The following is a 20981-nucleotide window of genomic DNA, read 5'->3' on the forward strand; positions in this document are numbered from 1 at the left end:
GGGACTTTATGCGGGCATCTGCTGTCAAAACCCACCAGTCGCAAAGCCTCACCCAGGTGGCCCTGCGCCAGTTCCGCAAGCACCCCCTGGCGGTTTGGGGCCTCAGGATCCTTCTGGTGCTTTACACCTTTGCCCTTTTTGCTGGTTTCTTCACCCCCTACGATCCCAACTATTACGAGCTCTACCCACCAAAGGGCCACCACCCACCCACTCGGATCCATTTTGTGGATCCGGAAACGGGGCGGCTTAGCCGACCCTTTGTCTATGCCACCAAGCGGAGCATTGATCCCGTTTCCTTGCAGCCGCGCTACGAGGAGGATCCCTCCCAGGGTAAGTTCTACCTGCGATTCTTCGTTCGCACCCCTGAGCAACCCTACACCATTCTCAGGGTATTCCGCTCCGATTTGCGCCTTTTCGGGGTGGATCCCCCGGGCCGCATCTTCCTGATGGGTACGGATAACTTTGGCCGCGACCTCTACAGCCGCCTGGTGTATGGGGGGCAGGTTTCCCTTACCATTGGGATCCTTTCAGCCCTGGTTTCCTTCGTCCTGGGGCTGGTGCTGGGGGGGATCGCCGGGTATTTCTCTGGCCGGCCCTTTGCCCTCTCCTTGCCCCTTCGGGAATGGCGGGGGTGGGGCTTCTTTTGGGGGCCTTTCTCCTGGGCCATCTGGGGCGGGCTGGCCTTTGGCGCCTTGTATCTGGCTTGGACTTACTACACCCTTACCGGCCTTGGGGTTCTCCAGGTTCTGGCAGCGCTTGCCGCCTTATGGTTTGCCTTTTTCCTTGCCCGGACCCTGCCTTTCCGCCCCCTTTTCCTAGACCCGGACAACCTCATCATGCGCCTGGTGGAAATCATCGCCGCCATTCCCACCCTTTTCCTCCTTATTTCCTTACGGGCGGTGTTTCCCACTAACGTTGACCCCCTTTTCACCTTTTACCTGGTGGTGGGGCTTTTGGGGTTCATCGGCTGGGGGGGATTGGCCCGGGTGGTGCGAGGGATCGTCCTCTCCGTGCGGGAGATGGACTACGTGCAGGCGGCCAGGGCCTTGGGGGCCTCGGATGCCCGGATTATCGCTCGGCACGTGCTACCCGCCACCGCCAGCTACATCATTGTGAGCCTCTCGTTGACCATCCCCGGCTTCATCCTGGGGGAAAGCGGGCTTTCCTTCTTGGGGCTTGGGGTCACGGAGCCCTACACCAGCTGGGGGCTTCTCCTGCAAGCGGCCCAGCAGGGCGGTTTTGCTAGCTTTGTGGACCGTCCCTGGGTGCTTTGGCCGGGGTTTTTCATCTTCGTATCCATCATGGCCTGGAACTTTGTGGGGGATGGCTTGCGGGATGCCTTTGACCCCAGGCGGAGGCGGTAGCCCCTTCTCTTTTGACCGGGTATGGCGTATAACGGATGAGGTGTTTAGAGGGCAGGGCCCAAAGGAGTACGCATGGACGAAAAGCGGCTACTGGAGGTGAGAGACCTTAAAGTCCACTTCTTCACCGATGACGGGGTGGTGAAGGCGGTGGACGGGGTTTCCTTCCATGTGGACAAAGGGGAAACCCTGGCGGTGGTGGGGGAGTCGGGCTCCGGGAAGAGCGTCACGGCCCTCTCCATCATGCGGCTCATTCCCACGCCTCCGGGAAGGATCGTGGGGGGGGAGATCCTCTTCCGCGGCAAGGACGGGGAGCTTAGGGACCTCACTAAGCTCTCCGAGGTAGAGATGCGGAGGATCCGGGGCAACGACATCGCCATGATCTTCCAGGAACCCATGACCTCCTTAAACCCCGTGTACACGGTGGGGGACCAGATCGCCGAGGCCATCATGCTCCACCAGGGGAAAAGCCGTAAGGAGGCCATGGAGCTGGCGGCCCACATGCTGGACCTGGTGGGGATTCCCGAGCCCAAGAAGCGGCTTGCCAACTACCCCCACCAGATGTCCGGGGGGATGCGGCAACGGGTGATGATCGCCATGGCCCTTTCCTGCAATCCTTCCCTCCTCATCGCGGACGAGCCCACCACGGCCTTGGACGTGACCATCCAGGCCCAGATCCTGGAGCTTATGAAGAAGCTTCAGGAGGAGATCGGCATGAGCATCCTCTTCATCACCCACAACCTGGGGGTGGTGGCGGAGATGGCGGACCGGGTGGTGGTGATGTACGCGGGGCGGGCGGTGGAGGAGGCGGATGTGGTACCTCTTTTCAAGGAGCCCCTGCACCCCTACACCCGGGGGCTTTTGCGCTCCGTGCCCCGGCTGGACCTGGCGGCGGAGCGGAGGGAGCGCCTCGAGGCCATCCCCGGCAATGTGCCCAACCCCTTGTACCTGCCCCCGGGTTGCGCCTTCCACCCCCGGTGCAAGCACTACGTGGAAGGCCTCTGCGACCGGGAGGTGCCTCCCTTGGAGGGCACGGGTGACGGTCGCCAGGTGCGGTGCGTGCGCTGGCGGGAGATCCGGGAGGTGCGGGCATGAACGGCAACCACGTCCTCCTGGAAATCCGGGACCTGAAGAAGCACTTTCCCATCCGCGGCGGGATCCTCTCTCGGGTGGTGGGAAGCGTCAAGGCGGTGGATGGGGTTTCCTTCGCCATCCGCAAGGGTGAGGTCCTGGGCCTGGTGGGGGAGTCGGGAAGCGGCAAGACCACGGTGGGCCGGACCCTGCTCCGCCTCATCGAGCCCACGGGGGGGCGCATCCTCTTCGATGGGCAGGACATCACGGACCTGCCCAAGGACAAGCTCCGCCCTTACCGCCGCCGCATGCAGATCATCTTCCAGGACCCCTTTAGCTCCTTGAACCCCCGCATGACCGTGGGGGACATCATCGCCGAGCCCCTCATCATCCACGGGATCGGCAAGACGCCCCAGGAGCGCACGGAGAGGGTGGCGGAGCTCCTTAAGCTGGTGGGGCTTTCCCCAGACCACATGCGCCGCTACCCCCATGAGTTCTCGGGTGGCCAGAGGCAGAGGATCGGCATCGCCCGCGCCCTGGCGGTGGCCCCGGACTTCATCGTGGCCGATGAGCCGGTTTCCGCTTTGGATGTCTCCATTCAGGCCCAGGTGGTGAACCTCCTCCAGGACCTTAAGGAGGAGTTGGGCCTAACCCTTCTCTTCATCGCCCATGACCTGGCGGTGGTGGAGTACATCTCCGACCGGGTGGCGGTGATGTACCTGGGGAAGGTGATGGAGATCGCTTCCTCCCGGGAGCTCTACCGCAATCCCAAGCACCCCTACACCGAGGCTCTGCTCTCGGCGGTGCCCATCCCCGACCCCACGGTGAAGCGGGAGAGGATCGTCCTCCAGGGGGATATCCCCTCGCCCATCAATCCGCCTTCCGGATGCGTGTTCCGCACCCGTTGCCGCTACGCCCTCCCCGAGTGCGCGGAGGTGGTGCCGGAGCTTAAGGAGGTGGCCCCCGGCCACTACAAGGCCTGCATCCGGGACGACATCCTGTAGGTTTTGGGCGCAGGCCCCGGCGGATCCCGCCGGGGTATACTTTTTTCATGTTGATCCAGGATGTGATGCGCTTCCCGGTGGTGACGGTGGAGCCCGGGGTGACCCTCGAGGAGGCCTACCGCCTCCTTTTGGAGAGGGGCATCCGCCACCTGCCGGTGATGGAGGAGGGAAGGCTGGTGGGGATCATCACCGACCGGGATATCCGCCTGGCCACCAGCCACCTAAATCCCAGGGGGCCCTGCCCCGGGTGCACCCGTGTGGCGGAGGTGATGACCCAGGAGGTGGTCACCGCTCATCCCCTGGACCCCGTGGAGGAGGCGGCCCGGGTGATGCGGGAAAGGAAGATCGGTTCCCTGCCCGTGCTGGAGGATGGGGCTTTGGTGGGGATCGTCACGGGGATTGACCTTTTGGACGCACTCCTTAAGCTCACCGGGGTTACGGAGCCCTCGGGCCGCCTCGAGGTCCGCCTCCCCGACCGGGTGGGGGAGCTTGCCCGGCTCACGGGGTTTCTGGCGGGGCGGGGGATCAACATCCACTCCCTGCTTTCCTACCCCGAGGACAAGGAGGTGGTGCGGGCGGTGGTGCGGGTGAATACCCTGGAGACCCACCTTCTTGCGGAGGGGCTACGCCAAGAGGGGTTTGAGGTGCTCTGGCCCCCCAAGAAACCATGGTGATCTATCGGGACGAGTACCGCCTGTACAACTTTGGACCGGGCCACCCCTTCAGCCCCGTGCGCCTGGAGATGCTCACCTCCCTTCTCCAAGCCTTGGGGGTGTGGAAGGAACCCTTGGCCCCCAGGGAGGCCACCCGGGAGGAGGTGCTTTCCGTGCATTCCGAGCGCTTGGTGAGGCGGGTGGAGGCGGCAAGCCGGGGGGAGAGGGTGCCCGATTTGGAGCACTATGGCCTGGGCACCGGGGATACCCCGGTCTTTCCCGGCATGGACCGGGCGGCGAGGATCCTGGTGGGGGGTACCCTGGAGGGAGCCCGGCGGATCCTGGCTGGGGAGAAGCGGGTGCTCCAGCTGGGCGGGGGCCTACATCACGCCCAGTACGACCGCTCCAGCGGCTTTTGCGTGTACAACGACCTTTCCGTGGCCATCCGCCACCTGACCCGCGCCGGGCTTCGCGTGGCCTACTTGGATATAGACGTCCACCACGGGGATGGGGTGCAGTGGATCCACTACGAGGAAGAGGAGGTCCTGACCCTGAGCCTTCACGAGTCGGGGCGTTACCTTTTCCCGGGAACGGGGCACGTGCACGAGATCGGGCGGGGAGAGGGGGTGGGGAGGAAGCTCAACCTGCCCCTGGAGCCCTTCACCGAGGACGAAAGCTACCTGGAGGCCTTTGAGGCCCTGGTGCCCTGGGCCCTTGGGGCCTTCCGCCCGGATGTGCTGGTGGTGCAGGCGGGGGCCGATGCCCATTTCTTGGATCCCCTGGCCGACCTTCTCCTGACCACTCGGGCTTATGCCCGCATCTTCCCCCTCATCCTGGACTACGCCGAGGCCTATGCGGGAGGGAGGGTGCTCTTCACCCTGGGGGGTGGGTATAGCCTGGACGCCACCGTGCGGGTTTGGGCCCTCCTCTACCACGTCTTCCATGGCCTTCCCCTTCCCGAGCGCCTGCCGGAGGGGTGGTTGCGGGAATGGGAGGGGAGGCTTGGCCAACCCCTAACCCCTACCCTCCACGATCCCCATGCGCCTTACCCGGAGATTCCCCGAAGGCAGGAGATAGAGAAGCGGAACCGCCTCACCCTGGAAAGGCTCATGGAGCTTTTGCGCTCCCACCTGGTACACTAGCGGGATGAAGCTGGTGTTGCGCCTTCCCGAGCGCAAGGAGGTGGAGGTAAAGGGGGATAGGCCCCTGAGGGAGATCCTCCTGGAGCTGGGCTTGAATCCGGAGACGGTGGTGGTGATCCGGGGAGAGGAGCTCCTTACCCTGGACGAGAGGGTGGGGGAAGGGGAGACCCTCGAGGTCCTCTCCGCCATCTCCGGGGGGTGGGGGGAAAGCGGTCATGGTGTGTAAGGTTTGCGGTGGGAAGGCCCAGGTGGAGCTTCGGGGCAGGGGCTTTTCCCTGTGCAAGGAGCATTACCTGGAGTGGTTTGTGAAGGAGACCCAGCGCGCCATCCGCCGCCATGGGATGCTCCGGCCGGGGGAGCGGGTCTTGGTGGCGGTTTCCGGGGGCAAGGACTCCCTGGCCCTTTGGGATGTGCTTTGGCGGCTGGGTTATGAGGCGGTGGGGCTCCACCTGCAGTTGGGGATCGGAGCCTACTCGGAAAGGAGCCTTGAGGTTACGCGAAGCTTTGCCCAGGACCGGGGCCTCGAGCTTTGGGTGGTGGACCTGCGCCAGGCCTATGGCTTTGGGGTGCCGGAGCTGGCCGAGCTTTCGGGGCGCGTGGCCTGTTCCGCCTGCGGCCTTTCCAAGCGGTACATCATCAACCAGGTGGCGGTGGAGGGGGGCTTTAGGGTGGTGGCCACCGGCCACAACCTGGACGACGAGGCGGCGGTCCTCTTCGGCAACCTCCTAAACCCCCAGGAGGACGCCTTGGTCCGCCAGGGGCCGGTCCTTCCCGAAAAGCCGGGTCTGGCCGCCCGGGTCAAGCCCTTCTTCCGGTTTAGCGAGCGGGAGGTCCTCTCCTACACCCTCCTGAGGGGGATCCGCTACCTGCACGAGGAGTGCCCCAACGCCAAGGGAGCCAAGAGCCTCCTTTACAAGGAGGCCCTGAACCTCGTGGAGCGGGAGATGCCCGGGGCTAAGCTGCGTTTCCTGGAAGGATTTTTGGAGAGGATCCAGCCCCGCCTGCAGGCGGCCGAGGAGGTGCAGTTGCAGGAGTGCGAGCGCTGCGGCTACCCCACCACGGGGACGGTCTGCTCCTTCTGCCGCATGTGGGATGCCGTGTACCGCCGGGCCAAGAAGCGCCGCCTTCTCCCGGAGGAAGCCGAGTTCCATCCCGTGGTGCCGGCGGTGCGCCAGGGATAAGAAAGCCCCCGGGGCGGGCCCCGGGGGTTCTTGGTGGGCGCGAGTGGACTTGAACCACCGACCCCTACCGTGTCAAGGTAGTGCTCTGGCCACCTGAGCTACGCGCCCGTGTCTGGAGGCGCCGGCCGGATTCGAACCGGCGAATGGAGGTTTTGCAGACCTCTGCCTTACCACTTGGCTACGGCGCCAAGCCGTAAGTAAGGATAGCACGCTGGGAAAAAGGCTGTCAAGGAAGACCCTTCCTTAAGGGTAGATGCTATGATGCCAGAGAGTGGCTGAGGTTTTCGTGCGCCTAAGGCGAGGCCGGTGGCCTCTTTCCAAAGGGCTTTTGGTGGAGGCTCTTTTGCCCCTGGGGGTGCCCCTCGAGGCCGCCCAGGCCGTGGCCCACACCGTGGAGGAGCGCCTGAAGGCGGAAGGGCAGCTTTCCGTGTCCCCTAGGCTCCTGCGCAGGGTCTTCCTGGAGGAGGTGGCCCGGGCCATGGGGGGAGAGGTGGCAAAGAGGCTTTCCGGGCAGACCCTTCCCTTTGAGGAGATCCTGGTGCTCGAGGGGAAAAGGCGCCGCCCCTTCTCCAAAGGGCTCTTGGCCAGGAGCCTCGAGGAGGCGGGTTTTTCCCTAAGGGAAGCCCATGACCTGGCCAAGGAGGTGGAGGGGCATCTCAGGCGGGAAGGGGTGAGGCAGATCTCGGCCCGCCGCCTGGAGGAGGTGGTGGCCCAGGTGGTGGGCCGGGCCCTGGGCAAGGGGGCCCGGAGGCGCTATCTCCAGCGCCAGGCCTTCGCTGGGGAGCTTTTCGTGGAGGAGGAAAGCGGCGAGCCCCGCATGCCCTTCTCCAAGGGTATCCTGGCCCAGTCCCTGATGGGTATCGGCTTCTCCCCCGAGCGGGCGTACCGGCTGGCCCGGGAGATGGAAAAGGCCCTGCGCCAGGAGGGGCGCAGGGTAATCCGGCGGAATGAGCTTCGGGAAAGGGTGCACCAGGCCCTTCTCAAGGAGGCGGGGGAGGAGGTGGCCAGGCGGTACCTGCTCCTTAGGAGCCTGAGGCGAAGCGCTCGCCCGGTGCACATCCTCATCGGCGGGGTGACCGGGGTGGGGAAGAGCGTGCTGGCCTCGGCCCTGGCCTACCGTTTGGGCATCACCCATATCGTCCCCTCCGATGCCGTGCGGGAGGTGTTCCGGGCCTCCCTTTCCCAGGACCTCCTTCCCACCCTGCACCTTTCCACCTTTGAGGCCTGGAAGGCCCTTTTGCAAGACCTGAGCGGGGAGGAAAGCCACGAGGAGCGGGTGATGCGGGGCTTTCTGGACCAGGTGGCCCGGGTGGCGGTGGGCCTTAGGGCCATTCAGGTGAGGAGCGCCCTCGAGGGCACCTCCATCGTGCTGGAAGGGGTTCATGTGGTTCCCCGCTACCTGGACCATCCCTACCGGGACAGGGTGCTCACGGTTCCCATGCTGGTGGTGCTTCAGGACGAAAGGCTGCACCGGGACCGCTTTCTTCTTAGGGACCGGGAAACGGCCCATGCCCGGCCGCAGGAGAAGTACCTCACCCATTTCTCCGAGATCCGCCTTATCCAGGACCACCTCCTCCGTTGGGCAAAGGAGGAAGGGGTTCCCGTCATCCCGGGCGAGGACCTGGATGAGGCGGTGGAGAAGGCCTTGGAGGTCTTGGTGGCCTACCTGGAGGCCCATGGCTCCCAGGAGGTGGCCCGTGCTTGAGGTCCTGGGGTTTTTGTTCCTCCTCTTCCTGGCCTTTCGCTGGCAGAACCGGCTTCCCCTCTGGGCCTTAGGGGTTTGGCTCAACCTGGTGTGGTTCGTGTACCAAAACGAGCTGGGTTCGGGGTGGCTGGCCTACCTGAGGGGCCTTGGTGCGGGGATCTTCCTGGCGGCGGGCTCTGGCCAACCGGGCTTGGCCTGGGCCCTTCTCCCTTGGCCCCTCCTCCTCTACCTGGGCCTGGATGTGCGGGAGCTTCTTCCTTACCTGCCCGCCTTGGGGGAGGGGATGCTCCTTGGAGCCCTCCTCTACCTGGCGGGTTTTCGCAAGCGGTAGACCAGGTAGGGAAGGCCCACCCCCAAAGCGCCTCCCGCCAGGAAGGGGATGGGGTGGCCGAAGAGGAGCTGCAGGAGGAAGAGCAGGAGGTAAAGGCCCACGAAAAAGGGCACGAGGAAAGGCCTCTCCCCGTAGGCCACCCCCATGGTGCCCACGAAGAGGCCCACGGCCAGGGCCATTCCCTCCTGGTTGGGGCGTAGGAAGAGAAAGTAGGCGTAGGCGGCTACGCCCAGGAGGGCCAGGCTTTGGGACAGGCGGTTAGGGCTCATCAGGTCCAGCCGGCGCGCTTGACCAGAACCTGGGAAAGGGCCAGGGCCACGCCGCCCCAGGCCACCTGGGGCTCCTGCCCCAAAAAGCCCATGGCCGCGGAGAAGATCCCTGCCGCCAGGAAGAAGGGGACATACTTAGGGTTTACGGTTAGGCCCAGGACGAAGGCCACCAAGAACCCTGCGATCCCCGGGGGAAGGGTGGCCCCCAGGACCATGAAAAAGAGCATAAGGGCGATGGTGATGGCCCCCGCCAAGTAGTAGGCTCCGGGGAAGGGTTCCTTGGGCTTTTTGGGGGTGCTTTTGGCCTCGGACATGGCCCAAGCTTATCACAGGAGCCCCGCGGCCTGGGCCACCGCCTCGAGGGTCGCCGGCACCGGGGGTAAGAGCCCCGCCACCTTTTCCGCGGTGGCCGGGTCCTTGAGGCCGTGGCCCGTGAGGGTGAGGACCACCTGGCTTCCCGGCTCCAACCGGTCTTCCTTAAGGAGCTTCCACACCCCCGCCATGGCGGCGGCGGAGGCAGGTTCGCAGAAAATCCCCTCCTTCTCCGCCAAGTAGCGGTAGGCGAGGAGGATCTCCTCGTCGGTTACCGCCTCGATCAGCCCCCCGGACTCCTCCTTGGCCCTCATGGCCCCTTGCCAGCTGGCCGGATTGCCGATGCGGATGGCGGTGGCCAGGGTTTCCGGCTTCTCCACAGGCCGACCCAGGACCAAGGGAGCGGCGCCTGCCGCCTGGAAGCCCAGCATCCTGGGGAGGCGGCTCGCCTTGCCCAAGGCGTGGTATTCCTTGTAGCCCATCCAGTGGGCGGTGATGTTGCCGGCGTTGCCCACGGGCAGGGCGTGGTAGTGGGGGGCATCCCCGAGCTCATCCACCACCTCAAAGGCCAGGGTCTTCTGACCCTCCAGGCGGTAGGGGTTCAGGGAGTTCACCAGGGCCACAGGATAGGCCTCGGTGAGGGCCCTGGTGAGGGCCAAGGCCTGGTCAAAGTTGCCTTCGATTTGGATAATCCGTGCCCCATGGACCAGGCTCTGGGCCACCTTGCCCAGGGCCACGTAGCCCGCGGGCAGGATGACGATGGCCCTTATCCCTGCCCGGGCGGCGTAGGCGGCGGCGCTGGCGGCGGTGTTTCCCGTGCTGGCAGCTGCCACCGCCCTCGCGCCCTCCTCCACCGCCTTGGACACCGCCAGGGTCATGCCCCGGTCCTTGAAGCTTCCCGTGGGGTTTAGGCCCTCGAACTTGGCGTAGAGGCGTATGCCCCGCCTTTGGGCCTCCTCAGGGCCCCTTAGGGGGATCAGGGGGGTGGAGCCTTCCAGAAGGGAGATCACGGGCGTGTTCAGGGAGATGGGAAGGTGGGCCCGGTACCGTTCCATGAGGGGAAGCCGCATGGGGATATGTTTCCCCCTAGGGGGCCAGGGCGTCAAGGGTTCCCAGTATGCCCCACGGAAGCCCAAGGGCACAGCCTGGCAAGGCCCTTCCTCCTGCCAAGCCCGGGCGGCATGGCCCTACAGGAAAAGTTCCTGGGCCTTTAGGGCAAAGCCGGGAAGCTTTGGGTCCAAGGGGACTGACTCCGGGTCCTGGTACCTCTCGGCCCTATCGGGACGGAGGACCTCCACCTGGTGGGCGTAGGGGTCCAGAAGCACCACCAGGCGCACCCCCTGGGCCAGGTAGGCCTGGGCCTTTTGCTGGAGCTCCTCGAGGCTTTGGCTTCGGGAGCGGATCTCAAAGACAGCGTCGGGGACCAAGGGGGGAAAGCCTTCCCGCTCTTCCGGGGAGAGGGCCAGCCAAAGGTGGCGGAGCACAAAGGCGGCGTCGGGGGAGAGCACGGCCCCGCGGGGAAACCGGAACCCGGTGCCCGAGCTGAAGATATACCCCAGGTCCATTTCCCCGTTCCAGCGGTAGAGCTGGCCCAAAAGGAGGGCTTCCAGGTGGCCGCTTTCCCCTCCTACCGTCTTCCCATCGCTCCAACTGCCAGCCGGGGTTTTACGCTGAGAGCTGGCGCAGTTCCTCATCGCTCACGGGGCGGAGAAGGTCCAGGAAGGGCACGGCCTTATTCTACCCCGGGGAAGGGGGTTCCCTCCTCCGTGGCGGGCGTTGGGGCCGGGGCGGGGAGGTGGCCCAGGTTTCCGGATAGGAAGCGGAAGAGGTCTGCCAGAAGGCCGCTGGCCGTGGCTTCGCCCCCGGCTCCCGGTCCCGTCACAAAGGCCTCGCCCAGGGGCCTGGCCCGTACCCAGAGGATGTTGCCTTGGGCCCGGGCCAAGGGGTGGTCCTGGGGCAGGCGCCGGGGGGCCACCACCGCCCGCCAGCGCCCGCCTTCCCCGTAGAGGCTCGCCACCAGGCGCACTTTTTCCCCTTGATCCTGAGCGGTTTGGAGAAGTTCTGGAGTCAGCCGGGTAATGCCCCGGGTTTTCACCTCCGGGAACGGGAAGGCAGGGTCTACCAGGAGCCTGGCCAGAAGGGTGAGCTTGTGGGCGGCGTCTATGCCCTCCACGTCCAGGGTGGGGTCTGCCTCGGCGTAGCCCAGGCGCTGGGCCTCGAGGAGGGCTTCCCCATAGGTCCGTCCCTTCTCCATTTCCTGCAGGATGTAGAGGGTGGTGCCGTTCAGGATCCCGTGAAGCTCCACAAGCCGGCTTCCCCTAAGGGTCTCCAAAAAGGAAAGGGCCGGGGTGCCGGCCATGACGCTGGCCTCGTGGTAGATGAGGCCTTCCTCGGCATAGGGGCGCAAGGCCTCCCAGGCCTCCGCCAAGAGGGCCTTGTTGGCGGTGATGAGGGGGATGCCGGCTTCCAGAGGGGGGAGCACCCAGCCGAGGGGAGCCTCCACCCCGCCCATGGCCTCCACCACCACGTCCGCCTGCAGGAGGTCCATGGGCTCCGTGCGGAGGAGTTCTTCGGGGATGGGCCTGGGCTTGGTCCTATCCCGCACCAGTACCCCCAGAAACCGGGGGGAGAAGCCCAGGGCCTGGAAGTCCTCGAGGCGCTCCTGGACCAGGGCATAGAAGGCGCTTCCCACGGTGCCCCCGCCCAGGAGGGCGATCTTCACCTCTTCCATGCCGGGGATTATACCGGTCTAAAGTGGGGGTGTGGAGGCCCGCCCGCTTTTGGAAGAAGCCCTTGGGGAGCGGGGGCTCCTTTACGCCTGGGCGCCCTTGACCATACCGGAAGGGGTGGAGGGCCGCTTCCGGAGATTCCTGGCCGAGGGACGGCACGGGGGGATGGCCTATCTGGAAGGGGGAGTGGAGGCTCGGTTCCGTTTGGCGCACCGCTTTCCCTGGGCGCGAAGCGCCTTGGTCCTCTTTGCCCCCTACGCCTACCCCGACCCCGGGGTGCCAAAGGGGGGAGTCCGGGTGGGCCGGGTGGCCCGCTACGCCTGGGTTCGGGACTACCACCTGGTTCTGGGGGAGGAGGTTAGGGCCCTGGAGGCCCTGGCCCGAGGCCTGGGAGTAGAGGCCAAGGGCTACGTGGACCACGGGCCCATCCCCGAACGAACCCTGGCGGCCCTTACCGGGATGGGCTGGATTGGGAAAAGCGGCATGTTTCTTTCCCAGGGGTTTGGGGTGCACGCCTTCATCGGGGTTCTGCTCACCTCCTTGGAGGTGGAGGTATCTTCCCCCCATCCAGGCCGCTGCGGGCGCTGTACCCGTTGCCTGGCCTCCTGCCCCACGGGGGCCCTTTTGGGGGATGGCACCCTGGATGCCCGGGTGTGTGTGAGCTACCTCACCGTGGAGCACAAGGGCTTCATCCCCCCGGGGCTTTGGCCGGGAGTGGGGGAGTGGCTTTTGGGGTGCGACCTTTGCCAGGAGGTCTGTCCCTGGGAGCGGTTTGGCCGGGTCTGGCGGGGCTTTGAGCCGGAGCCGGACTTGGCCCACCCGGACCTGAGCGAGTTCCTTCGCCTCTCGGGAAGGGCGTTCCAAAGGAAGTACGGGGACACGGCCTTCGCTCGTCCGGGGAGGGCCCGCATGGCCCGGAATGCCCTCATCGTCCTGAGTAACCTGGGCCTGGGGGAGGAGCTTCTGCGGGAGGCGGCCCGGGACCCCCATCCTTTGGTGCGCCGCACCGCCCTCCACGCCCTTTACCGGGCTGGCTTGGGGATCGAGGGGTTTCTGAGGGATCCCGATGAAGGGATCCGGGCCGAGGCCTCACTCCTCCTTGGGGAAGCGCCCGGTACGGTAGACCCTTTCCAGAACAGGGGGAAGGCCCCAGGCCCTGAGGTCAAAGATGAGGGGGCCTAGGTCGTAGGGCACCTTGAGGAAGCGGACCTCGAGGGTCTCCGTGTCCAGGACCATGGCGTCGGCCCCGGGTTCCCCGCTCAGGCTTAGGCCCACACTCCCGGGATCGGCCAGGAGGCCCGTGCCCACCCGGCGGGAAAGGGGGAGGTGCCGCCCCCCCAGGAGGAGGATCGCGGCGCCATAGCGTTCCAGAAGCGGCACAAACTGGGCCGCTGGGCCCAGGAGGTCCAGGTGGCTTTCGGGGTTGCCGGGGGTGCCATGGAAGGCCACAAGCCGTTTTTCCCCGTAGGTTTTGCGGTGGGAAAGGCGAAGGGAGCGGAGGTAGTCCAGCTCCCGTGGCGAAAGCTGGGACCGGGTCCACTCCAGGGTGGCCCTGCCCACGCCCTCGGGCAGGGTGCCCGGCAAGGGGTAGGCCACCCTCAGGTCCCAGGCTCCGGCGATGGCGGGAAGCCCCTCCTTGAGGATGCGGCTGATGACCTGCTTGGGATGGGGTCCGTAGCCCACCAGGTCCCCCAGCACCAGAACCTCGTCCACGCCTTCTTCTCTTAGGGCCTCGAGGGCCGCCTCGAGGGCCGGCAGGTTGGCGTGGATGTCGGAAAGAACCCCTAGCCGCATGGGCTCATTTTCCCATGCAACCTGGGAAAGACCTGTGAAAAAACCTGTGCTTACCCCTTATGTTAAAGGGGTGCGGCCCTTCCTCCTCGGCCTTCTCCTGGCCCTCACCCTGCCCCCTTTCCCTTTCGGTTTTTTTGCCCCTTTGGTCCTAGCCTTTCTCCTTCGAGGGGGTTTCCGCACGGGCTTCCTCATGGGCCTAGGGTTTTGGGGCCTCCACCTCATCTGGCTTCCCCAGAGCTTTACCCAGCTTTTTGGCCCCCTGGGGGCTTTGCCCTTCCTCCCCCTGGTGCTCTTTAAGGCCCTTTCCTTCGGCCTCCTCTTCGCCCTCACTCCCATGCCCCTCGCCCGGGTAGGGGGGTGGGTGGTGCTAGAGTGGCTCACGGAGCAAGGGGATCTGGCCTTCCCCTGGGGTTTCCTAGGCTACAGCCTGGTGGAGGCTCCCGGGCGGGTGCTGGCCGCCTGGGGCGGGGTGTACCTCCTTTCCCTTTTGGTCCTGCTTTTGGCCTGGGGCCTTAGGGAGCGCCGCTACTGGGTACTTCTACCCTGGGCAGCCTTGTGGCTATTGCCTCTACCTCCGGCGGCGGGGGAAGGAAAAGCCCTTTTGGTCCAAGGTAACATCAACCCCTTGTCCAAGGTCCAGGGGGAGCTGGACGAGGAGGTCTACCTCCGCCTCACGCGGGAAGGCTTGCAAAGGCATCCCGAGGCCCGGCTGGTGGTTTGGCCAGAGACGGCGGTCTGGCAGATCCCAGGTGGCCTGGACCGCCTTTTAGAGGACCGGTTCCTCCTCACGGGCCTAAACCTCTATGGCCCCAACCGGGCGGTCCTTTACCAAGACGGGAGGATGCTGGGCCTTTACGACAAGGTGCGCCTGGTGCCCTTTGGGGAACGTTTTCCCTTCCGGGGGGCCTTGGGAGGGGTGTACAGCTATTTCTTTCGCTCCTTTGGCCTGGGGGAGCTTGCGGACCGGACGCCGGGGAACCGGCTGGCTCCCATCGCTTCCTATGGGGCCATGATCTGCTACGAGTCCGCCTTTCCCTCCGTGGCCCGCGCCTTGGTCCGGGAGGGGGCAGGGGTGTTGGTCCTCCTCACCAACGATGCCTGGTTTGGCCCCTCCTTTGGTGGCCGGCAGCACTTCGCCGTGGGGCGGCTTAGGGCGGTGGAGACGGGGCGCTGGCTTCTTAGGGCGGGAAACGACGGCATCACCGCCAGCATTGACCCCTATGGCCGGTTGGTGGCGCGGATTCCCCCACACCAGGAGGGATACCTTCTGGCCCCCTACAGCTTGAAAGAGGGCCGTACGCCTTACGTCCGCTACGGGGACTGGGCGGTGGGGGTGGCGTTGACGCTTTTCCTTTTGGGCCTTATCCTTAGGGTGCGCGCGCCGGGGTGGCGGAACCGGTAGACGCGGCAGACTCAAAATCTGCTGTCCGCAAGGACGTGCGGGTTCGAGTCCCGCCCCCGGCACCAAAGGGGCCAGGCCCTAGGGGCCTGGCCCTGGGGCTTCCTACACCCCCTCTACCCGCACCCCCAGGACCTCCAAAAACCGGGCCAGCCAGACGGGATGCGCGGGCCAGGCGGGAGCGGTGACCAGATTCCCGTCCACCACGGCTTGGTCCACTGGCACCTCCTCGTACTGGGCTCCGGCCAGGGTGAGTTCCGGCCCCACCGCCGGGTACGCGGTGGCCCTGCGCCCCTTCATGACCCCGGCGGCCGTGAGCACCTGGAGGCCATGGCAGATGGCGGCCACGGGTTTGTTGGCTTCAAAGAAGTGGCGGACGATCTCCAATACCCTGGGCTCGCGGCGGATGTACTCTGGAGCCCGCCCACCTGGGACCACCAAGGCGTCGTACTGGGCGGGGTCCACCTCGTCAAAGGAATAGTTGAGGGTGAAGTTGTGGCCGGGCTTTTCCGAGTAGGTCTGGTCCCCCTCGAAGTCGTGCACCGCGGTGCGGATCCGCTGGCCGGAGCGCTTGCCTGGGCAGACGGCATGCACCTCAAAGCCTAGCATCTTCAAGGCCTGAAAGGGCACCATGACCTCGTAGTCCTCCACGTAGTCGCCCACCAAAAAGAGGATTTTCCGCGCCATACCTTCCCCCTTTGCCCTTTAGGGCACCTTCCATTCTACCCCATCCCTTGAAACCCTGTCCTCTGCTCCGAAGAAAAGAAAGCCAGGGAGGATCTTTAAGGGGGTTTGCAAGGCAGGGAGGGGACTACCCTCCATCGCCTGCCCTGGGTTGCTCCCACAGGGCCAGAAGGTAGCCTGGTTCTAGCCACAGCCGGGGCGGGCTACCCAGGGCTTTTTGAAAGAGCTCGCTCAGCTCCTCGGGGGAACGCCTATGGGCTAGAGGTGGGCCCTCCTCCTCTTGGCGGAAGGGCCACTCCAAAACCGCTACCCGCTTGGCCACCCGGGCTGCCTCCCTCAGGGCGAGGATGGGGTCCAGGTGGTGGAGGCTTAAGCCAAAAAAGGCCAGGTCAAAACTCCCGTTGGGAAAGGGGAGGTTTTCCCCGCGGGCTTCCAGGAAGTGGGCCTCCTTCACCTTGGCCCGGGCCACCTCGAGGCGGTCGGACCTGGGGTCCACCCCCACGGTGAAAAGGCCCAAGGAGGCGAAGGCCTCGGCGAAGACCCCGGTGCCCGTGCCGATGTCCAGGACGCTTTGGGCCCCAAGGCCCTCCAGGGCTTTTTGGGCGATTTCCAAGGGGGGAAACCGCTTGAGGCGCTCGGGCCTGCGGAAGGGATCATGGGCCTCGCAGGCGTTGGTGAAAAGGGCCCACATCACCGTGGCTCCCTCTTCCGCGGCGGCTAAAAAGGCGGCCTTAAGGACCTGGAAAACGGCCTCCTCCTCCCCGGAAAGCTCCGTGTGGGTGGGGTGGGTGCGGTAGTCCACCCCGCTTCCCTCCAGGGCCAAAAGGGCCTTTTCCACCGCCCGATAGTCCCCTTGCAAAAGGGGGTAGAGGGCAAGGAGCACCTTTACCGCCATCGCCCCAAGTATAGGGCGCCGCGGTTACCCGCCCGCCGGCCTGCCCGATCCGCCTCGAAAAAGGGGGGTTGGGCCTCGGGGGCCAGGAAGACGGCTTCCCCTTCCGCCTCCGGTGGGCCCAGGAGGTCTTTCAGGTCCTCACGGGTGAGGAAACGGGCTTGGGTCCATGGGAGAACCCCCTGTTCCCCCAATCTCCGGTACAGGGCGGCCCAAGGGGAGAGGGCCTCGAGGATCCCCACCAAAAGCCTCCCCTCAGGTTTGAGGACCCTTCTTGCCTCGGAAAGGGTTTTCTCCACATCCTCTACGAACTCTAGCACGGTGAAGAGAAGGACCACGTCAAAGCTTGTCTCGGGAAAGGGAAGGGCTTCCCCCTGGCCTTCCACCCACTTGGCCTCCGGTACCCTTTCCCGCCCCACCCGGAGCATGGCCGCGGAGGGTTCCAGCCCCACCTTCCAGGGATAGGGAAGGCGCCTAAGCCAGTAGCCAGTTCCCGCTCCCACCTCCAGGAGGCTTTCCCCGGGGGGAAGGAGCGATTGCAAAGCCCTTTCCTCCTCGGCGATGACGAAGGCCCCCAAGGGGGTTTCGTACCAGGCTTCGTAGCCCTCGGCTAGGGTCACAAAGGGATCTTCCCGCATCCTGCCCCTAGCTTAGTCGCACCACCACCCCCTCATCCGGGCGCAAGCGCAGGGTCTCCCCCACGGTCTCTTCCCGGTCCAGGTGGGTGGAGAGGACCACCCGGCCCTTTTGCGGTAGCTCCAGGGCCCTTTCCCGGTCCGTGAAGTTCAGGGCCACCAGGAAGCCCTCCCCCCGCAGGTAGGCGTAGATCCCACCCCGTGCCCGATAGGTGCGGTAGGGGCCAAGGAGAAGGCCTGGTTCCTGGCGCAAGGCGATGAGGCGCTTCACCAGCTGGAGCATGGACTGGGGGTCTCTTTCCTGAACTGCCACGTTCCGCACCGGCCAGTCGGGGTTTAGGGGAAGCCAGGGCTCCACCGTGGAGAAGCCCGCGTAAGGGGAGGCATCCCAGGGCATGGGGGTGCGTTCGGGGTCTCGGCCCAGGCTGTGGTAGCCCGCGGGAGTACGGTCCTTTTGCCTGAGGGCGGCGGGGTCCTGGATCCTATCCGGGGGGATTTCCCCGTTGGGCAGGGCCAGTTCGTCCCCGTAGTACCAGGTGGGGGTGCCCCGCAGGGTGAAAAGGAGCATGGCGGCCACCCGGGCCTGGGCTTCCCCTAGCCTCGAGGCCAGCCGGGGCTGGTCGTGGTTCCCCAGGACCCAGTTGGGCCAGTCCCAGGGGGTGAGGAGGCTTTCGTACGCCTCCACGATGCGGGCGATGTTCTCGGGCCGCCAATCGGGGAGGCCTTCGGTGATCAGGCTGAAGTTGAAGGGAAGGTGGCACCCCGCCCGGTAGTAGCGCACCAGGCGGTGGAGGGGAAGGTAGATCTCCCCCACCATGACCCGTTCCTGGCCCGGCTCGCTGAACTCGTCCAAAACCTGGCGCATCTCCCGCACGTAGGCGTAGGTTTCCGGCTGGTCCTCCGTGAAGAGGTGCTGGTGGCGCAGGCGGTCAGGGTGCCCGGGCCGCCACTCGGGGTTTCCCGGCTCATCCCGGAAGAGGGGGTCCTTGGCCAAAAGCCAAAGGACGTCCACCCGAAAGCCATCCACCCTCCGCCTAAGCCAGAAGCGCATGGCTTCGTGGATGGCCTCCCGCACCTCGGGGTTTTGCCAGTTGAGGTCGGGTTGTTCGGGCAGGAAAAGGTGGAGGTAGTACTGCCCAGTCCCTTTGTCCAGCGTCCAGGCGGGGCCCCCGAAGAAGCTCTGCCAGTTGTTGGGAGGGCCTCCATCCGGCCCCGGGTCTTTCCAGATGTACCAGTTCCGCTTGGGATTATCCCGGGAGCTTCGGGACTCCAAAAACCAGGGATGCTGGTCCGAGGTGTGGTTGGGCACCAGGTCGATGAGGACCTTGAGCCCCAGGTCATGGGCCTCCTTTAGAAGGCGGTCAAAGTCCTCCAGGGTGCCGAAGATGGGGTCCACGTGGCAGTAGTCGGCCACATCGTAGCCGAAGTCCTTCATGGGGCTTTTGTAGAAGGGAGAGAGCCAGAGGGTTCCTACCCCCAGGTCCTTCAGGTAGGGAAGCCTTTGCCGGATGCCCTCGAGGTCCCCGATGCCGTCCGCGTTGGAGTCTTGAAAGCTTCTCGGGTAGACCTGGTAGATGACCGTGTGCTTCCACCACATGCCAGAAGTCTACCGCTTCCGGCCTGGGCGCGGAAGGGTTTCCAGGCAAAGGGCTACTCCAGCCCTGGCTACGGTTTTACATTCCAGAAATAGACAAGCCTAGGCCATCCATAGGAATGCACCCCGCGAAAGAGTGCATTGAGTACAAGGTGGGTCTCGCCTATGGCTTATACTGAAGTCTGTGAGCCTGATTATCGTGGCCAACCGTGCTCCTTTCCGCCTAACCGGCGAAGGCTTGGTTCCCGCGGTGGGGGGGCTGGCCACCGCCTTGTTGCCGGTCCTCGAGGCCCGGGGGGGAACCTGGGTGGCCGCGGCGGAGTGGGGAGAAAGGGGTCGGACAGCCCAGCCCAGGCAGAGCAAGATCCGCTTGGAAAGGGTTTTCCTCAGCGACAGGGAGTGGCAGGGCTATTACGGGGGGTTTTCCAACCGGATCCTCTGGCCACTTTGCCACTACTTTCTGGAGAAGATAGAGTTGAGGCGGGAGTATTTCCAGGATTACCTGCGGGTAAACCGCCGCTTTGCCGAGGCGGTGGCCCGGGTTCACCGGGAGGGGGATACGGTTTTCGTCCAGGATTACCACCTCCTCCTCCTGCCCGGATTGCTCCGGGAGAGGGTCCAAGGCCCTATAGGCTTCTTCTTCCACATCCCCTGGCCCTCTAGCGGGGTTTTCCGCATCCTTCCTTGGGGAAGGGCCTTGGTGGAGGGGGTGCTGGGGGCAGACCTGGTGGGCTTCCACACCCAGGAGTACGTGGAGAACTTCCTGCGTACCGCCGCCCACTACGGCTTTACCGTGGAGGGAAACCGGGTACGGGTGGGGGAGCGCTTCGTGCGGGTGGAGGCCCACCCCTTGGGCATCGACACCTATAGGTTCCTGGAGCTCTCGGAAAGCCCGGAGGTGGGGGCCCACGCTAGGAGCTTGCGGCGCCTGGCCGGGGTGGACCGCCTGATCCTGGGGGTGGACCGGCTGGACTACACCAAGGGGATCCGGGAGAGGCTTCTGGCCTTTGAACGTTTCCTCCAGGCCTACCCCCACTGGCGGGGCCGGGTGGCCCTTTTCCAGATCGCCACCCCAAGCCGCACCCAGGTGGCTGCCTACCGGGAGCTCAAGCGCCAGGTGGACGAGGTGGTGGGGCGCATCCTGGGTGGCTTCCTGCGGGAGGACTGGGTGCCCCTCCGCTACTTCTACCAGACCTACACCCAGGAGGAGCTTGCCGCCTTTTACCGGGCCGCCGACGTGGCCCTCATCACCCCCTTGCGGGATGGGATGAACCTGGTGGCCCTGGAGTACGCCTACACCTCCACGGAAGGGGTGTTGGTCCTCTCCAACCTGGCCGGAGCGGCGGAGTACCTCAAGGACGCCCTCTTGGTTAACCCCTACGACCTGGACGGCATGGCAGCGGCCTTGGACAGGGCCCTGCGCATGCCAGCCGGTGAGCGGCAGGAGCGGCTAAGGGCCTTGAAGGCCAGGGTTGAGGCCCTGGATGCCCAAAGCTGGGCGGATCGGTTCCTCTCCTCCCTGGAGGCGGGATGAAGGTGGAAAATCCCCTTTTCCTTCTGGACTACGACGGCACCCTGGCGCCCATCGCCCCCAGGCCCGAGGAGGCCTTCCCTCACCCGGAGGCCCTCGAGGTCCTGGGGGCCCTGATGGCCCGCTATCCCCTCTATGTGGTCACGGGGCGGCGGGTGGCGGATCTGGCCGGGCTCCTGCCCCTTCCTGGGCTTCGCGTGGTGGGGGGGCATGGCCTGGAGGAAGGAGAGGTGGGTGGGGAAAGCCATCCCCTATTCCCCGTGGACCTTAGCCCCCTACGCCGGGCTCTGCCCTCCTGCCCGGGGGTTTGGCTGGAGGACAAGGGGTTCGCCCTGGCCTTCCACTACCGGGGAGCGGAGGACGAGGAAAGGGCTCGGGCTTGCCTGGAGGGGTGGCTTGGCGCCCACGAGGAGCTTTTGCAGGCCTTGGGCCTCGAGGCCCTTGCGGGGAAGAAGGTCCTGGAGATCAAGCCCAAGGGGGCCAGCAAGGGGCAGGCGGTGTTAAGCCTCTTGGCACGGCACCCCGGCCACACCCCCATCTACATCGGCGACGATATCACCGATGAGGACGCCTTCCAGGCCCTTAAGGGAAGGGGGCTGACCTTTAAGGTGGGCCCGGGGCCCACCCGGGCGGAGGGCCGGTTTGGGGATGTGGGGGCGGTCCTGGCCTACTTGAAGTCTTACCTCTAGCGGCG

At 65.5% G+C, this 20981-nt stretch carries 23 protein-coding genes and 3 tRNA genes; 14 read left to right on the forward strand and 12 right to left on the reverse strand.

The annotated features are described in order from the left end of the window. Positions 1-8 precede the first annotated feature (8 nt). The 7 genes from L0C59_RS05970 (at position 9) to ttuA (ending at position 6412) form a co-directional block, all read left to right on the forward strand. Complete coding sequence (locus L0C59_RS05970) at positions 9-1364, forward strand: ABC transporter permease (protein ID WP_243090339.1); 1356 nt, start codon at positions 9-11, stop codon at positions 1362-1364. Positions 1365-1436: 72 nt separating this feature from the next. After that, positions 1437-2456: an ABC transporter ATP-binding protein gene (locus L0C59_RS05975; RefSeq protein WP_243090341.1), complete on the forward strand. Its 1020-nt coding sequence runs from the start codon at positions 1437-1439 to the stop codon at positions 2454-2456. Beyond that, positions 2453-3436 (forward strand): ABC transporter ATP-binding protein, encoded by a 984-nt coding sequence (locus L0C59_RS05980; RefSeq protein WP_243090343.1) that lies wholly within the window; start codon positions 2453-2455, stop codon positions 3434-3436. The genes L0C59_RS05975 and L0C59_RS05980 overlap by 4 nt, the downstream gene beginning before the upstream one ends. 47 nt (positions 3437-3483) lie before the next feature. Beyond that, positions 3484-4110 carry a CBS and ACT domain-containing protein gene (locus L0C59_RS05985; protein ID WP_243090345.1) on the forward strand — a complete coding sequence of 209 codons (627 nt, stop codon included), beginning with the start codon at positions 3484-3486 and terminating at the stop codon, positions 4108-4110. Next, the gene (locus L0C59_RS05990) at positions 4104-5231 is read left to right on the forward strand and encodes an acetoin utilization protein AcuC (RefSeq protein WP_243090347.1); all 1128 of its coding nucleotides are present in this window, start codon (positions 4104-4106) and stop codon (positions 5229-5231) included. Before L0C59_RS05985 ends, L0C59_RS05990 begins: the two co-directional genes overlap by 7 nt. A gap of 4 nt (positions 5232-5235) precedes the next feature. Beyond that, positions 5236-5457: a MoaD/ThiS family protein gene (locus L0C59_RS05995; RefSeq protein WP_243090348.1), complete on the forward strand. Its 222-nt coding sequence runs from the start codon at positions 5236-5238 to the stop codon at positions 5455-5457. Next, a complete protein-coding gene (gene ttuA, locus L0C59_RS06000; protein WP_243090349.1) occupies positions 5447-6412 on the forward strand; it encodes a tRNA-5-methyluridine(54) 2-sulfurtransferase in 966 nt (321 codons plus the stop codon). Before L0C59_RS05995 ends, ttuA begins: the two co-directional genes overlap by 11 nt. Before the next feature lie 31 nt (positions 6413-6443). Here ttuA and L0C59_RS06005 read toward each other — a convergent pair. Both L0C59_RS06005 and L0C59_RS06010 read right to left on the reverse strand, forming a co-directional pair. Further along, positions 6444-6520, reverse strand: a tRNA-Val gene (locus tag L0C59_RS06005). A gap of 5 nt (positions 6521-6525) precedes the next feature. Then, positions 6526-6600, reverse strand: a tRNA-Cys gene (locus tag L0C59_RS06010). A gap of 83 nt (positions 6601-6683) precedes the next feature. Between L0C59_RS06010 and L0C59_RS06015 the strand changes: the two genes are divergently transcribed. Then, complete coding sequence (locus tag L0C59_RS06015) at positions 6684-8117, forward strand: ATP cone domain-containing protein (RefSeq protein ID WP_243090351.1); 1434 nt, start codon at positions 6684-6686, stop codon at positions 8115-8117. Further along, the gene (locus L0C59_RS06020; protein WP_243090354.1) at positions 8110-8448 is read left to right on the forward strand and encodes a hypothetical protein; all 339 of its coding nucleotides are present in this window, start codon (positions 8110-8112) and stop codon (positions 8446-8448) included. Before L0C59_RS06015 ends, L0C59_RS06020 begins: the two co-directional genes overlap by 8 nt. Here the strand turns inward: L0C59_RS06020 and L0C59_RS06025 are convergent. The 5 genes from L0C59_RS06025 to L0C59_RS06045 form a co-directional block, all read right to left on the reverse strand. Continuing rightward, positions 8421-8717 carry a hypothetical protein gene (locus tag L0C59_RS06025; protein ID WP_243090357.1) on the reverse strand — a complete coding sequence of 99 codons (297 nt, stop codon included), beginning with the start codon at positions 8715-8717 and terminating at the stop codon, positions 8421-8423. The two genes, L0C59_RS06020 and L0C59_RS06025, sit on opposite strands and share 28 nt — an antisense overlap. After that, positions 8717-9031, reverse strand: a complete 315-nt coding sequence (locus L0C59_RS06030; protein ID WP_243090359.1) for a hypothetical protein — start codon at positions 9029-9031, stop codon at positions 8717-8719. The genes L0C59_RS06025 and L0C59_RS06030 overlap by 1 nt, the downstream gene beginning before the upstream one ends. A gap of 12 nt (positions 9032-9043) precedes the next feature. Next, complete coding sequence (gene thrC / locus L0C59_RS06035; RefSeq protein ID WP_243090361.1) at positions 9044-10099, reverse strand: threonine synthase; 1056 nt, start codon at positions 10097-10099, stop codon at positions 9044-9046. Positions 10100-10216: 117 nt separating this feature from the next. Further along, a complete protein-coding gene (locus L0C59_RS06040) occupies positions 10217-10723 on the reverse strand; it encodes a Uma2 family endonuclease (protein WP_243090363.1) in 507 nt (168 codons plus the stop codon). Between the two features lie 38 nt (positions 10724-10761). Further along, entirely contained in the window at positions 10762-11760 is a 999-nt protein-coding gene (locus L0C59_RS06045; RefSeq protein WP_243090364.1) for a homoserine dehydrogenase, read from the reverse strand. Between the two features lie 31 nt (positions 11761-11791). On the opposite strand from L0C59_RS06045, the gene queG reads away from it, so the two are divergent. Then, positions 11792-12940, forward strand: a complete 1149-nt coding sequence (gene queG, locus L0C59_RS06050) for a tRNA epoxyqueuosine(34) reductase QueG (RefSeq protein ID WP_243090365.1) — start codon at positions 11792-11794, stop codon at positions 12938-12940. Here queG and L0C59_RS06055 read toward each other — a convergent pair. Beyond that, a complete protein-coding gene (locus tag L0C59_RS06055) occupies positions 12848-13552 on the reverse strand; it encodes a metallophosphoesterase family protein (RefSeq protein WP_243090367.1) in 705 nt (234 codons plus the stop codon). The two genes, queG and L0C59_RS06055, sit on opposite strands and share 93 nt — an antisense overlap. Positions 13553-13622: 70 nt before the next feature. Here L0C59_RS06055 and lnt point away from each other — a divergent pair, with 70 nt between their 5' ends. Then, positions 13623-14954, forward strand: coding sequence for an apolipoprotein N-acyltransferase (gene lnt, locus L0C59_RS06060; protein WP_243090368.1), 1332 nt, complete (start codon positions 13623-13625; stop codon positions 14952-14954). Continuing rightward, positions 14933-15019, forward strand: a tRNA-Leu gene (locus L0C59_RS06065). Before lnt ends, L0C59_RS06065 begins: the two co-directional genes overlap by 22 nt. A 37-nt stretch (positions 15020-15056) precedes the next feature. On the opposite strand, the gene L0C59_RS06070 is transcribed toward L0C59_RS06065, so the two are convergent. From L0C59_RS06070 to L0C59_RS06085, 4 genes are all read right to left on the reverse strand, one after another. Next, on the reverse strand, positions 15057-15638 hold the full coding sequence (locus L0C59_RS06070) for a DJ-1/PfpI family protein (protein WP_243090370.1): 582 nt from the start codon (positions 15636-15638) through the stop codon (positions 15057-15059). 124 nt (positions 15639-15762) lie between these two features. After that, positions 15763-16530 (reverse strand): YkoF family thiamine/hydroxymethylpyrimidine-binding protein, encoded by a 768-nt coding sequence (locus L0C59_RS06075; protein WP_243090372.1) that lies wholly within the window; start codon positions 16528-16530, stop codon positions 15763-15765. Further along, positions 16521-17165, reverse strand: a complete 645-nt coding sequence (locus L0C59_RS06080; protein ID WP_243090373.1) for a class I SAM-dependent methyltransferase — start codon at positions 17163-17165, stop codon at positions 16521-16523. The genes L0C59_RS06075 and L0C59_RS06080 overlap by 10 nt, the downstream gene beginning before the upstream one ends. Before the next feature lie 7 nt (positions 17166-17172). Further along, entirely contained in the window at positions 17173-18759 is a 1587-nt protein-coding gene (locus tag L0C59_RS06085) for an alpha-amylase family glycosyl hydrolase (protein WP_243090375.1), read from the reverse strand. 181 nt (positions 18760-18940) lie between these two features. Here L0C59_RS06085 and L0C59_RS06090 point away from each other — a divergent pair, with 181 nt between their 5' ends. Both L0C59_RS06090 and otsB read left to right on the forward strand, forming a co-directional pair. Then, a complete protein-coding gene (locus L0C59_RS06090) occupies positions 18941-20290 on the forward strand; it encodes a trehalose-6-phosphate synthase (protein ID WP_243090377.1) in 1350 nt (449 codons plus the stop codon). Next, a complete protein-coding gene (otsB, locus tag L0C59_RS06095) occupies positions 20287-20976 on the forward strand; it encodes a trehalose-phosphatase (protein WP_243090378.1) in 690 nt (229 codons plus the stop codon). Before L0C59_RS06090 ends, otsB begins: the two co-directional genes overlap by 4 nt. Positions 20977-20981 lie beyond the last annotated feature (5 nt).

The organism is Thermus neutrinimicus (assembly GCF_022760955.1).
Taxonomy (GTDB): Bacteria; Deinococcota; Deinococci; order Deinococcales; family Thermaceae; genus Thermus; species Thermus neutrinimicus.